This window comes from Leptospira koniambonensis (assembly GCF_004769555.1).
Lineage (GTDB): Bacteria > Spirochaetota > Leptospiria > Leptospirales > Leptospiraceae > Leptospira_B > Leptospira_B koniambonensis.
Genome location: NZ_RQFY01000004.1, coordinates 1,541,772 through 1,554,826, shown reverse-complemented (window position 1 = coordinate 1,554,826; position 13,055 = coordinate 1,541,772). Strand labels below are relative to the sequence as shown.

Here is a 13,055-nt window from a genome sequence, read left to right as displayed (position 1 = left end):
AATTCTTGACAGAGACCACTAACGTTTTTCAGAGTTACATGATATGAGCCAAGGGAAAACCCTAGAACTTTTCCATCACAAAGACCAAGGTATATTCAGCAATCTGAAGGACCTGAATCATCCTATTTCGGAAAACATCCCGTTTCATTTTAAATTTTTCAATCTTACTGAAAGTGTGGATAGCATTCTATCTAAAACATTGGATCGTTATCTTTTACATTTAGATATCATATTCGTAAGAGATTCTGTTCTCGCAGCGATGAAAGAAACCATCACTAACACTATCAAAGCAAATATCAAACGTATCTATTTTAGAGAACTCCAAGCAGATATCCAAAATCCAAGTGTGTATCGTAGTAAGATCACAGGTTTTAAACAAACTTATCTGGATAATAAGGAGAAGTATGAAGATCTTCTCTTTAAAAACAATTACGTAGTCTTAGTTTCTTTCATTCACAATAAGGACGCCATCCGTATCCGAGTAATGAATAATGTAAAACTAAGTCCGGAAGAAGTGGATCGTATCAACGAAAGGATCGAAAAAGCAAAAACCTACAACGATCTTGCAGAAGCATTTTTAGAAAAAGGGGATGAGACTGAAGGCGCGGGCCTTGGACTGATCATGACCCTTATGATGTTGAAAAACGATGGTCTAGGCGCGAGTTCCTATAAGGTAGAAAGCCAAGGCAATAATACTTCCGTCATTATCGATATTCCTATTCGAATCCAAAAAGAAAATGTTCAGATCCAAAAAGCAGAAGAGATCATCAAAGAAGTAGACCAACTTCCTACATTCCCTAAAGCGATCCAAGACATCCAGTTGGCGATAGATAAGCCGAATTCAAGCATCGGCCAGATCGCTGAGATGGTGAAGAAGGACGTAGCTCTTTCTGCAAACATTCTGAAATTATCAAACTCTGCTGCTTTCCGTAGAGGAAACAAAGTAGAATCTTTGGATAGAGCAATCCAGCTCATCGGCTTGAAAGAGTTACAGGTTTTATTATATTCTCTCGGAACCAAACAGATCCTGGAGAACAAATTCCCTGCATTCTTGACTATTTGGGAAAAATCCAATCAATGCGCATACTACTGCAAATTGATCGCTCAAAGGTTAACTATGCCTAAGGATGCAATGAGTAATCTAATGTCAGCGGCGCTTCTTCATGATATAGGAGAGATCATTCTTCTATCCTTAGAACAAGAACGTATGGGCAAGATCCAAAATTATTCTGCGTCTAAAGAGATCGCTTCTTCTCTTTCTATGGAAGAAGCTGCATTCGGTATTACTCATACTAAAATCGGTGCATTGATCGCTGAAAAATGGAATTTCCCTGAATTATATTCTAAAACCATGGAATACCATCATAGACCTCAATTGGCGGACGAACAATATAAGGAGATCATTTTCCCTATTTACCTGGGAGATATGATGATCAAGATCAATAACGAAGAAGCTAAGTTCTCCGAGATCCCTGAAGAAGTTCTGAAACATTGTAAATTTTTCTCTTCCGGCGATTTCCATTCTTTCCGGACCAAAGCTTTAGAAAGTTTCCAAGCTACTGTCTAATTCGCCCGTACTCCGGCAATTAGAGATTTCTTTCGAACAAAGTACCAAAAATAGTATTAGCCGAAGGTTCTAGTAATCTAAACCTTCGGGTGTATTGCTTATTGGGGGGATATAAGCATAATCATGACATCCGTATGGGTGCATCTATGACAAAAAAAATCCTAATATGCTTTTTGGCCTCTCTCAGTATCTCTTTCGCGTCCTGCACTTCTTCCAGCGATCCTAATTACGCCTGGTTGATGAGTCTTGTAGCAGGGTCCACTGCGGTGGAGGCTCCTTCTGGTCCTACTGATTTCGGGATTGATATCAATGACGAGACTGCTCCTGTTGATTTCGTATTCGATACTACTCGTACAATCACAGTAAACGTTCAAGTAATAGATCCTGTTGCTCCGGTGAACGGTTCTATGGTGCAGGTTACTGTACCTTCTGCCACACCTGGTGCAGCTAGTAATAAATCTGTTTTCAAAGCTTATACAAATCCAAGCGGAGAAGTTACCGGTAGTTTTACAATCGACGGTGATACTAAAACTGTTCATCTAACTGTAGAGGCTTATGGTAAATTTTATGAAGCAGATATTTCTATCGTAACCGTTAGTAAGGTGGACCGTAGGATCTCTATTAGTTTTACAGCGACCGGTCAGCAGATCATAGATACTGATGGAGATGGTGTTCAGGATTTTGAAGATGTATTCCCGAATGATCCTACAAGAGTCAGTTCTATCCGTGTTCCTGCGGAAGATTATTACACAACTTCGTACGAGGACTTATTTCCTAAACAGGGAGATGCGGACTTTAACGACTATGTGATCCGTTCTTATTTTGAAGAAGATCTAAACAAATTCGGAGAAGTAGTACGAGTGAGAGGCTATTTCACTCATGTTGCGAAGGGTGCCGGATATAATCACACTCTTCGTTTTGGATTGCCTGGAGCAAGTGTAACAAGCTATTCACTTCTGCGTTACGCTGCCGATGGAACCACTTTGGAAGAAAACTTAAGTGGAACTCCAACATCGATCGCTGATCTTGAAATTTTAGGAAATAGCTCTACTACAATTTCTAAATCAAACGCATCTAAAACAGATACTGTTTTCGTAAAAGGTAAAACTGCAAAATTAGAAGTAATACTTTCTGCTCCAATTTCTAAACTGGTGCTTGGACCTGCTCCTTATGATACATTCATCAGAGTGGTGAACACTGGTAAAGATATACATGCTGCAGGTAAGTATTTCGATGCAGAAGGTAAGGACATCTATAGAGATGCTACCGGATTCCCTTGGGTGCTTCTTGTACCAGGCAATTTCCAATGGCCTTACGAAGCGACTGACATACGTAACTCCTATCCTACTTTCAAAACTTGGTATGAATCTCTTGGAACCACTAATACTGATTGGTTCCGAACTCCGAATACTTCGGAAGTGTTTCCGGCTACGCCCTAATTTGGGACTCCTGAAAGAGTAAAAGCAACCTCCCCCTTCCCTCATTCGGCCGAGGGGAGGGGTTTTTTTCTTTTCGAGCCATAAGCCGGACTATATCCTGAACTTTAAGTGGCTTCAGGACTCCTCAAACGAAAAGATACCAAACAATCAGGCTCATACTCCGGTAAGGAGCAGGCCTCTAAATTCCTATCCTTGGTAGAGGAGATCTCCCCTATCGTAGCCTTGGACGAAAACAATAATGTCCGATTCGCAAATGCATCCTTTAAAAAAGAATTCAGACTTAGATTTGCGAATCCAGCGGGCAAAAACCTATTCAATCTATTAAGATTAGATTCAAAAGAAGAAGCTAACCTAAGAGAAAATCTTCACAAGGCTCTCAAAACGAAATTACAAAACCAGGAATTCAAAAAAGGAAAGAAGTCTTACGGATATTCTATCTTTAAATTCAAAGACAGCCTGGGTATGATATTAAAAGATATTACTGAGAACAAAAAGTTAGAGAAGAAGATCGCAACTCTTCACACACAAGTACTCGCTTCCCAAGAAGAGGAAAGATCCAGACTTGCAAGAGAACTTCATGATGGAGTGGGACAACTTATCCTAGCAGCAAAATTACATTTCCAGGCTTACCAAAAATCAGAGAAGGAACATCCTGAATCTTTCGGCTCCGGCCTCGGGCTTATCGATCGAGCTAGCCAAGAACTCCGCGAAATTTACACAAATTTGCAACCTTCTTCCTTAAAAGAACTTGGGCTGGAAGCTGCATTAAGCTCTCTAGCGAACCAAATTTTTCCGATACAGAAAATTAAAGTAAAATCTGAGTTTAGAGTTCCCGAAAAAATTCCTCAGGAAATACAGAACCAAGTTTTCAGAATATTACAGGAAATTTGTGCGAATATTCTGAAACATTCCCAAGCAAATAAAGTGGAGTTAAAGATCTTTTCCGAAAAAGATACTTTGGTAGTTTCTGCAAAAGATAACGGAAAAGGATTTAAAGAAAAAGAAGCTAGAATAAAATCTACCGGAAACGGATTGGAAAATATTCGGAGAAGAACAGAGGACCTGAACGGTACTCTTTTTTTAGAAACGGAACCTAATAAAGGCACTCATTATGTGCTTAGGATACCGTTAAAAAAACGTTCCAAGGAGAAAGTATGAACGCCCAACCCTCCGTTTGCAAACTCTATCTTGTAGACGACCACGCAATCTTAAGAGAAGGTCTTAGACTGATCATTTCCGGACAAAACGATCTAGAAATCATCGGAGAAAACGGGAACGCCGAACAGGCGCTAGATGAGATCGGCAAATTAGAACCTGATATTCTGATCACAGACATTTCCATGCCGGGAGTGAGTGGTATTGACCTCGTAAAGGGAGTCAAAAGATATTATCCAAAAGTTCAGGTCATCATTCTATCCAGACATGATAACGAAGAGTATATCCAAAAATTAGTGGATCTTGGTATCAATGGTTATGTTCTTAAGGACGATGCTGGAGAGGATCTACTTAGAGCAATAGATGCGGTACGCAGAAAAGAAACTTACTTAAGCCCAAGAATTGCAACTCGAGTTCTTTCAGGAATAGGCCGCAAAAAAACCGGTGAACTTCAAGAAGAAGGTCCATCTGTATTCTCAGTACTTTCCGACAGAGAAAGACAGATCTTAAAATTGATCTCCGAAGGAAATTCCAACGAGAAAATAGGAAAACTTCTTCATATATCTCCTGCAACAGTAAAGGTGCATAGAGCAAACATCATGAAAAAGTTGGACTTACATAAGGTGGCAGACCTGGTAGTCTACGCGATCCGAGCTGGTATTGTAGAAAGTTAATTTCTAACGCAGAGTAAACTTTTAAGCAGATCGCATCCATCCGAGAAGCTTTGATTAAAACCTCCAGGAGACACTGCACTTGGATCTCCTGGAGATCCATATTCACCGAATTCCCCGCCTGTTCCATTTCCCCAATTAAGACAGGTGTCCCCTACTCCGAAAGTCATACTGACGCCTGTCCAATAGTCTCCAGATCCAGGAATTCCAGTGGCACTATTCATAGGATCCACAGGAATTCCGGAGCTGTTTGTATGAAAGATCAAAGTCTCTCCAGGATCCATCGCATAATAATTCGTATTTGGAAGAAGAGGCCAACCTGCACCTCCCGGAACTCTGGAAGAAGCCGCAATCAATGCAACGTATTCCAAAGCGGATCCTGGTAAGCTAGGAACCTCTGCAGCTTTAGCGTTTTGGCAAATCAAATCTGCACCTGAAACTCCTCCTAAAGCTCCCGTATTGGTAGAAGTAGTAACGAACAGATAACGTGTTTTTCCCAGAAGTCCCAAGAGAATGATCTCATCTCCGCCTGGAAACGGTTTGGAACAAGCGGAACTAAAAAGCCCGCAAAGAAGAAGGACCAAAGAATAAATTCGAAGAGCCATGATCAAAAGCTCCTTGTATATTGGACTTCCCATCTATTCTGAGAAAATCCGGTATTTGCAAAAGTATTTAGATTTCCGCCTCTATCTGGACTCACTTTGAACTGAACGGTATCACCTTGGGGAAGTTTATTTTCCAGCCAAAGAGAGAGTGCAACACTTAGGATCGCGACTCCACCGATAAGAGCCTGATTGTTTTGGTGCATTTCATATTCTTTTTTATCATTCTCTCTCGCCTGCCAAAGATAAAGAGTTAATGAAGAAGGTAGATTTAAACTTAAGACCGCAATATTCATCGGATCGTTTAACGGTTTAGAGGCGAGAATATTCCCTGACTCTCTTTCAGAATTTCCTAGATAGGCAAGAGCTCCGAACCAAGCCCAGATACTGTAGGACTTCCAACGTTCTCCTTTGGAATAATATCCTGTTCCGGGTATCCAAATGAATTTAGAAGTTTTGGCTCCTTTACTCGCCTCTTCTTTTTCTGCCAAGGCGACCGCCTTAGGACGGTCCTGCTCAACCTTAAAGTTAGTCCAAGGTGTATAAGAAGAAGGTTTTCCGAATCTATTTAATGCAGCGATTCGATATTCGTAAGTTCCTGCTTCTAAGGAAAATTCGATCTCATTCTCGGAGACCTTCTTTTCTAAAAATAATTCTTGAGGAGGTTCTGTTTTTCGGACTTCTACCACATAACCGCGGCTTCCTTTTACTTCTTTCCATTCTATATAATATACGAAACTTTTTTTCTCAGCGAATACACCTGAGGATACGGAAAAGAATATTAGAATAAACTGAAATACTATAGCGAAAGTTTTTCCGCGGAACAAGAACATGCCTTCTCCTTAAGGGCGGGCGCCGCTGGATTTTGTTTCCGGGGCTTCCAATTCTTCCCTAAGCAATATTTTAAAATCCGCTTCTGATCTTAGATTAGGGTCCGCATCCGATTCTATGGTCCACCTGAATGTTCCTACATCCAGTTTTTCCAAGTCTTTGAACACCAACCTATCACCTTTTGTCTTTTTTTCATAGATTAGCTCGTCGCCTGAGCCTCTCTTATAAAAGAGACGAAATTTCCATTCGCTTTGCTTCTGTTTGGCGGAGAATTTCCAACGGAAAGAGATACTTTCTTTGCCTGTCATGTCCACCAAAGTGCCGTTTTTCGGGAAATCTACGGAAAGATCCGAACTTGCCTGCGTTTCTGGAGCCGCAGCATTCTCTTGTTTTGTATCCGCAACCTGGATCACAGGAAGAGAGATAGAAACTTTACGCACTTCTGAGAATGTTTCTGTTCCTGGAAGATTCGTGTACGATTGTATTCTCCAATAATATGTCCCTGGATCCAATGTGAGCGAAAAATTCGTGCGGAATACCTGAGTCTCTGAAATGGACCCAAAATTTGGATCAGTGGAGATCTGCAATTTATAACCGCTAGCTATCTTTTGTTTTGCCCAAGAGAAGGCGACAGTCCTATCTTCTTGAGTAAGATCTTTTTTAGGATAATGTAATTCTACAGGAAAGTTGGGAAGAACTCTGAACTTTCGAACTTCTGATAGTTTCTTACCATCCTTGGAATTAATCCTCCAATAATAGATTCCTTCCGGGAATTTTTGTTTATAATAAGAATCTTTAGAAGGTCTTTTGGAGATATAAACGGAGAAGTCTCGTCTAGGAGAAATTTCTAATATACCTTCTTCTCCCCCTTCCCAACGAAATTCAACTGTCTGTTCTAATTCAGCAGGAAAATATCTATGAGAATCTTCCGGGCTCACAAGACCCCAATTTTGATTCAGCTTATTTCCGTTTAGAGAACTTTCTTTTTCACCTAATGTTTGTTTGACGTTTCCGTCTTCGGACCATTCTACCTGTCCTCTTTCTACATCTACCCTTGTTCCGTTCTCATTTCTGGTGACTTGAAATTTAGAACCTAGTTCGGCTTCTAATCCTACTGTCCCAGCGATTACGGAGAGAACTTTTTTTCCACTCTCTACGAGTATGTTCCCTTCGTTCAGATCTAAATTTTCTTTATTCTCTTTTAATTGGAGAACCACCATGGACTGGGGATCTAATTCTATACGAGTGCCTGATTTTAAAAATACTACTGCTTCAGATGCCTCGTCTGTTCGGATAGAATCTCTATCATATACAGGCATTCCTTGGTCCAGATCTTCCCATAACATTCTGTCAGGAAATTTTCTTTGAGCTGTTTTGTATCGAAAGGAGACGGTTCCCATGATCTCTTTTCCGACTCCTCCGTTTGATTTGGATTCAAAATATAGAAGAGACAAAGATAGAAAGAGTACGACAAAACAACCGATACCCACTTGCCATTCTCTTTTGTATATTCTCCAATCCATATCTTAGCCCGCGATAGCCTTGGAAGGAGAATCTGGTTCTGGTATTCCACAGATCTTGCGGAGTTCCTGCAAATTTTTTGGACAGTCAGGATCATCTAACCAACCTAAAACCGCATAGAGTTGCTGAGGTTTTTCTTTTCCTCGGATCCAAACAGGAGGAAGTTCTTCAAACTTATAATGATCTTTTACTTTTTCATAAGATGTTTCCGAAACAAGTATATCTGTTCCGAATTCTTTGGTTAAATATTCTATACGAGAAGCAAGATTGACTGCGTCTCCGATAACTGTGAACTCCAGTTTTTTTTCGGAACCGATCTGACCTACTACAACTGGTCCTGTATTGATCCCACATCCGAATCTTGCGAGAGGCCTTCCGATCTCGTTTCCAATACGATTGAATTCGAATAAGGCACTTCTCATCAGAAGTGCGGAGTTGATCGCATTTCTCGCATCATTTTCATCCGTATACAATGCCCCCCAGTGAGCCATGATCGCATCTCCGATGAATTTATCTACGATCCCTTCTGTGAGATAAATACATTCCACCATTTCGGTGAAGTATGCGTTTAAGAAATCAACCACTTCACTTGGTTTTAATTTTTCGGACATTCCAGTGAAGTTTCTTAAATCGGAGAAGAATACTGTTACATCTTTGGTAACCCCACCCAAAGGCATGTCTCCTGCAAGCGCGCGCTCTGCGATCTCCTTGTTTACGAATTTTCCGAAAGTATCTTTGATCTTCTCTCTTTCTTCTAATCCGTGAGCCATCTTAAGAAATGAATTTGTTAGAACTCCAACCTCATCTCTGGTTACAGGTTTAATCCCTACTCTATAATTTCCTCTTTCGATCTGTCTTGTGGCGCTCAATAGATTAATGAGCGGAACAGTTAATGTTCTGGAGAATAAGAATACTACTAAGAACGCAATGCTCAAGATTGAGATCAGGATATAAAAGTTCTGCCTTCTAATCTTATACACTGCCTCGAATGCCTTGTCGGCTTCGATGGAAGATACTACCGCAAGGTTTCCATCTTCTAATTGTTGAAAAGATCCGAGTGTTTCTTTTCCTTCAAAGATAGAAGTTTGGGATCCATTGTCTGCGGGACTTCTTAATAAAAATTGCACCAAAGGGTTTTTAGAATAATCTTTTGCAGAAACAGTTTCTGATTCTTCTGTATGAGCGATTAATCTTCCTCTGGAATCTACTACCCAGATCGCAAATAGCTCAGTTTGTAAAGCAGACCTGGCTGCCTCCCAAAGGTCTTGAGGAGAAATTAAGAAGAAGCCAAGGCCTTTTCCTGTGGTATCCTTCTCTATAAAAAGTACAGTAGGAATTCCGAACTTAGAGCTGATATTTTCCAAGCGAGTTGATTCGAATTCGGAAGCGAAAAATTTTTCTTTTTCTTCTCTGGGAATGGAAGCCCATAAACCGCGGATCTCATCTTCTTCTTTCCTAAGATCTCGTAGGAACCTTGGATTAAAGACTAGTACTGATTCTCCCTGTTCGTATTTTCCCCAGGCAAGAATTTTAGGATGAGTGGAGAAGTAGCCGGCAATATGGGAAGGAGCCGTGATCTTTTTAGAATCAGAACCTTTGGACGGACGAATATTCCATTTATCCGAAAATTCAGATGATTTGGTAGAAAGTTCTTTGATCCTAAGACCTACTTGAAGCCCCGTCAATCTCGCCAAACTCAAGTTATATTCTTGGATAAGTGATACAGTATAATTTCTAAAAAGGCTTGTGGCGAGTCCGATCACAAGTCCCATACTCACTACTACAATCGCAGAAACGATCGCTAGAAGTTTAACCCGGATCGTGATCCTAGATGCTTTAAAATCTTCTCCATGATTTTTAGGAGGCTCTTCTTTTTCCTTTTTAGGTTTATCTGAAGTAATATTAGGAGAATATGGTGTATATACTTTAGCAGGTTCTTCCTTTTTGCCGGAAAGGATCTCCTGCATCAATTTTACAAATTCATTGGATTCATTTTCGGAATAACAAACAAGTACAGAACCCAAATGAGATCTAAGAAAACGATCTAATTTTCGTGCGGAGTCCGGAGAAGAGCGAAACCTTGCTCCGTCCATCGTAGAAAGACGTATCTTATCTTCTTGGAGTTTTTTTACCAGATCCTTGAATACCTGGCTATTTTTCCAACCGCTTGCTTCTGATTTAGTTCCCCAAAAAACTACCTCTTGGATCCCTCTAGTATGGATCTCGTCCATCCATTCGGAAAGATTTACACCTTCTTCCGGAAATTGTCTGGAGTATGCGGACATAGTGTCCGTCAGAGGAACTTCTAAAATTTGATTTTTTCCGACTCCCTCTTGCATGGGGATAGGAGTCTCTGAAATCTCTCTAGTTTGTCATTACAAAATCCAATTTTATCTTCCTTTAGATTTGCCCTCGGTTTGCCACATAATTCGGCACTTCCATTTTTTCTTTTCTAGAAAATACTTCCTCTTAATCTAGGAGAATGATTTGGATGGACTCAATTTTAGGTTCTAATTGGTTGTTAGGAGTAATTTCGGTTATTTCCGGAATTCTTTTGGGTTATCTTTTCGGCGGCTTCATAGTTCCCAGGCTCGCAAAAACTCTCACAAAAGATAAGTTAGACACGAACCATCCTCTTTACACAGCACTTCTCTCATTCGTTAGATTTTCCTTTTTTATTTTTGGATTATATACCGCTCTTAGATTCTTAAAATTAGATGCAGCATCGGATGAAAAAATTTCTCTCTATCTAAAAGTATTCGGGATCTTGGTATTCACATTTTCCTTTGCAAGAGTTGGTTCCGGAGCTTTTACTTTATATTCTTCAAAGACAGAAGGCCTTCTTCCCTCCGCATCTATATTAAATAATATAGTTAGAATTTTGATCTTACTCACTGGAGGTTTGGTTGCATTACAAACTTTAGGCATCTCCGTTACTCCTGCTTTGACTGCATTAGGAGTTGGTGGTCTTGCATTCGCATTAGGTTTGCAAGAAACTCTTTCCAATTTGTTTGCAGGACTTGGAGTTTTACTAGGTAAAAAAGTCTCCGTAGGAGATTATATTTCTTTGGAAACAGGGGAAGAAGGTTTGGTAGAAGATATCAACTGGAGAACCACTTCTCTCAAAAAAAGAAATGGAAGTACGATCATCATCCCGAACGCGAAGATGTCCAAGACTACTTATACAAATTATAGTCTTACAAACACAGGACTTTGGACTGAATTAGAGATCAGTATTCCTAAAGAAGGAAATATAGAGATATTAGAATCTATCCTTGTTCAGGCAGCAAATTTTTCCTTAACTCAAATTTATGGAAAAAGTGGTTATAACGAATCCAAAATTTCGTTTCGTTATGTTTCTTTCGGACAATCTAATATCGATTTGGTGGTTCACCTTCCTTTAAAAAACATAGATGACTCAGGACAAATTAAATCCATATTCATAAAATCCTTGCATTCTCAATTTAGATCAGAAGGAATCGATAACATATCCGCGAAAGCAGTAAAATAATTCGAATCAAACTAATCTATTCGCGGAAATCAGTCGTAATAGAGATCGTATGCGAAACGTTTTAGAAAACAAACTTTGGTTTTACGCTCACGTCCTTAGCTTGGATGTATGCCTTGGCGTTTTAGGTTCCGGTGCCTTGGCCGCAGTAGTGACAGGCGCCAAGATGAAAACAGTTTGGTGGTTTCTTCTTCCCCTAAGCGTTTGGGTCATCTACACCTTGGACCATTTATTGGATGGAAAGAAGGTAGGAGAAGATTCCATCAACCCACGTCACAAATTCCACTACGATCATTCCAAAGTTTTGACAATACTCTGCACACTTGCGGCAATCATTTCCGCAGTGCTTGCATTCTTATTATTAAGAGAGATCGTTTTACTCGGCGGAGTACTATTAGCGGCCTTAGCTACTCTTCATTTAGGAATTGCTAGATGGGGAAAGATACGTTTCGGAAAAGAATTCTCTGTTGCATTGATCTATACATTAGGAGTTTGGTTCGGCCCTCTATTGGTTGTAGGATTTCGTTCTTGGACAGTTCCCCTTCTTCTTTTCTTATTCTTTTTAGGCACCGTTCTAAATTTGGTCATGAACTCTCTCATGGAAGCAGAGTTAGACGCCAAAGAAGGCCAAGTTTATCTATTAGGAGTTCTTTCTCCTAAACTTGCTAAGGAGTGGGTATTACGATTGTCCTTGCTCGGATTTCTGGCTGCCTTAGTATTGGCCGGCGGAATACGGAAATGGGCGCCGGGCACCTCGGTTTCGGCCTCTTTGGTGATCGCTCTGATCTGTGCAGTTCCGGGAGGAATCCTGCGTTACGCGGATAAATTCCAAGATTCTCAAAAGTATAGGATCCTCGGAGAGGGAGTTTTTATCTTAGGACTATGTCCTTGGTTTTTAAATTCCTTCTAGATCCTAATGCCACCTAAGAAATTTAATATCGGAGATAAAAACATGGGAGAATTTTTCAAAGACAAAGTTGTATGGATTACCGGAGCTTCTTCTGGGATCGGCGAGTCTTTAGTAAAAGAAGCCGCAAGAAGAGGAGCAACATTAGTTCTTTCTTCCAGAAGAGAAAAAGAACTCAAAAGAGTTCGTAAAGAAAACGGACTAACAGATTCAAACAGCATGATCCTTCCTTTGGATCTAGAAGATTATAAAAAGTTAGGAAAAGTTCCCGCACAAGTGATCAAAACTTTCGGAAAAATTGATGTTCTCATCAATAACGGTGGGATCAGCCAACGTTCTATGGCTCACGAAACTTCTCTTGATACTTATGAAACTTTGATGAAGGTAAACTACTTCGGTAATATTGCTTTAACTCTTGCAGTACTTCCTCATATGAGAGAAAGGAAACAAGGTTGGGTTTCCACAATTGCGAGTGTTGCAGGACTTATCGGAGTTCCATTAAGAACTGGATATTCTTCTACCAAATTTGCATTAACCGGCTTTTATGAAGCTCTTAGAGCAGAAAATACAAAAGAAAATTTGAAAGTCACATTAGTTTATCCTGGTTTTGTGAAGACCAATATTTCGCATAACGCACTTAAAGGAGATGGATCTCCTCAAAAGAAAATGGACAAAGTGATCGAGAACGGGATCGACGCGGATGAATGTGCTCGCAAAATTCTGGATGCGATCGAGAACGAAGATCTACAAGTGATCATTGCAGGCGGAAAAGAGAAATTCGGTCTATTCTTAAGACATTATTTCCCTAAGTTTTTCGCGAAGTTCTTATCTAAGACTGCAGTTACCTGAAATTG

The 13,055-nt window shown here is 40.2% G+C and carries 11 protein-coding genes; 7 read left to right on the top strand and 4 right to left on the bottom strand.

Going from position 1 to position 13,055, the window contains the following annotated elements:
- The first annotated feature begins 43 nt into the window (after positions 1-43).
- The 4 genes from EHQ52_RS11350 to EHQ52_RS11335 all read left to right on the top strand — a co-directional run bounded on the left by EHQ52_RS11350 (position 44) and on the right by EHQ52_RS11335 (position 4,835).
- Positions 44-1,567 carry an HDOD domain-containing protein gene (locus EHQ52_RS11350; RefSeq protein WP_135615263.1) on the top strand — a complete coding sequence of 508 codons (1,524 nt, stop codon included), beginning with the start codon at positions 44-46 and terminating at the stop codon, positions 1,565-1,567.
- A 128-nt stretch (positions 1,568-1,695) separates the two neighbouring features.
- Entirely contained in the window at positions 1,696-3,006 is a 1,311-nt protein-coding gene (locus EHQ52_RS11345) for an LruC domain-containing protein (RefSeq protein WP_425269394.1), read from the top strand.
- A gap of 108 nt (positions 3,007-3,114) precedes the next feature.
- Positions 3,115-4,164: a sensor histidine kinase gene (locus EHQ52_RS11340; protein WP_135615261.1), complete on the top strand. Its 1,050-nt coding sequence runs from the start codon at positions 3,115-3,117 to the stop codon at positions 4,162-4,164.
- Entirely contained in the window at positions 4,161-4,835 is a 675-nt protein-coding gene (locus tag EHQ52_RS11335) for a response regulator (RefSeq protein ID WP_008594648.1), read from the top strand. Before EHQ52_RS11340 ends, EHQ52_RS11335 begins: the two co-directional genes overlap by 4 nt.
- Here EHQ52_RS11335 and EHQ52_RS11330 read toward each other — a convergent pair.
- From EHQ52_RS11330 to EHQ52_RS11315, 4 genes are read right to left on the bottom strand one after another with little or no spacing between them, the layout of a single operon-like run.
- Positions 4,832-5,437, bottom strand: coding sequence for a DUF1554 domain-containing protein (locus EHQ52_RS11330; RefSeq protein WP_135615260.1), 606 nt, complete (start codon positions 5,435-5,437; stop codon positions 4,832-4,834). The two genes, EHQ52_RS11335 and EHQ52_RS11330, sit on opposite strands and share 4 nt — an antisense overlap.
- Positions 5,438-5,439: 2 nt before the next feature.
- Entirely contained in the window at positions 5,440-6,267 is an 828-nt protein-coding gene (locus EHQ52_RS11325; RefSeq protein ID WP_135615259.1) for a fibronectin type III domain-containing protein, read from the bottom strand.
- A 9-nt stretch (positions 6,268-6,276) separates the two neighbouring features.
- Positions 6,277-7,788 carry a FecR family protein gene (locus EHQ52_RS11320; protein WP_135615258.1) on the bottom strand — a complete coding sequence of 504 codons (1,512 nt, stop codon included), beginning with the start codon at positions 7,786-7,788 and terminating at the stop codon, positions 6,277-6,279.
- Between the two features lie 3 nt (positions 7,789-7,791).
- A complete protein-coding gene (locus tag EHQ52_RS11315) occupies positions 7,792-10,125 on the bottom strand; it encodes an adenylate/guanylate cyclase domain-containing protein (RefSeq protein WP_135615257.1) in 2,334 nt (777 codons plus the stop codon).
- 152 nt (positions 10,126-10,277) lie between these two features.
- Here EHQ52_RS11315 and EHQ52_RS11310 point away from each other — a divergent pair, with 152 nt between their 5' ends.
- The 3 genes from EHQ52_RS11310 to EHQ52_RS11300 are packed head-to-tail and all read left to right on the top strand — an operon-like array spanning position 10,278 to position 13,050.
- Positions 10,278-11,297, top strand: a complete 1,020-nt coding sequence (locus tag EHQ52_RS11310; protein WP_135615256.1) for a mechanosensitive ion channel family protein — start codon at positions 10,278-10,280, stop codon at positions 11,295-11,297.
- 49 nt (positions 11,298-11,346) lie between these two features.
- Positions 11,347-12,204 carry an LA_0991 family prenyltransferase-like protein gene (locus tag EHQ52_RS11305; protein ID WP_135615255.1) on the top strand — a complete coding sequence of 286 codons (858 nt, stop codon included), beginning with the start codon at positions 11,347-11,349 and terminating at the stop codon, positions 12,202-12,204.
- 42 nt (positions 12,205-12,246) lie between these two features.
- Complete coding sequence (locus EHQ52_RS11300) at positions 12,247-13,050, top strand: SDR family oxidoreductase (RefSeq protein WP_135615254.1); 804 nt, start codon at positions 12,247-12,249, stop codon at positions 13,048-13,050.
- The last annotated feature ends 5 nt before the right edge of the window (positions 13,051-13,055 follow it).

Bases quoted from the DNA above. Each gene is read 5' to 3' on its own strand.
- EHQ52_RS11325 (WP_135615259.1), bottom strand. From the start codon at position 6,267: ATGTTCTTGTTCCGCGGAAAAACTTTCGCTATAGTATTTCAGTTTATT.
- EHQ52_RS11335 (WP_008594648.1), top strand. From the start codon at position 4,161: ATGAACGCCCAACCCTCCGTTTGCAAACTCTATCTTGTAGACGACCAC.
- EHQ52_RS11310 (WP_135615256.1), top strand. From the start codon at position 10,278: ATGGACTCAATTTTAGGTTCTAATTGGTTGTTAGGAGTAATTTCGGTT.
- EHQ52_RS11330 (WP_135615260.1), bottom strand. From the start codon at position 5,437: ATGGCTCTTCGAATTTATTCTTTGGTCCTTCTTCTTTGCGGGCTTTTT.
- EHQ52_RS11315 (WP_135615257.1), bottom strand. From the start codon at position 10,125: ATGCAAGAGGGAGTCGGAAAAAATCAAATTTTAGAAGTTCCTCTGACG.
- EHQ52_RS11300 (WP_135615254.1), top strand. From the start codon at position 12,247: ATGGGAGAATTTTTCAAAGACAAAGTTGTATGGATTACCGGAGCTTCT.
- EHQ52_RS11350 (WP_135615263.1), top strand. From the start codon at position 44: ATGAGCCAAGGGAAAACCCTAGAACTTTTCCATCACAAAGACCAAGGT.
- EHQ52_RS11305 (WP_135615255.1), top strand. From the start codon at position 11,347: ATGCGAAACGTTTTAGAAAACAAACTTTGGTTTTACGCTCACGTCCTT.
- EHQ52_RS11320 (WP_135615258.1), bottom strand. From the start codon at position 7,788: ATGGATTGGAGAATATACAAAAGAGAATGGCAAGTGGGTATCGGTTGT.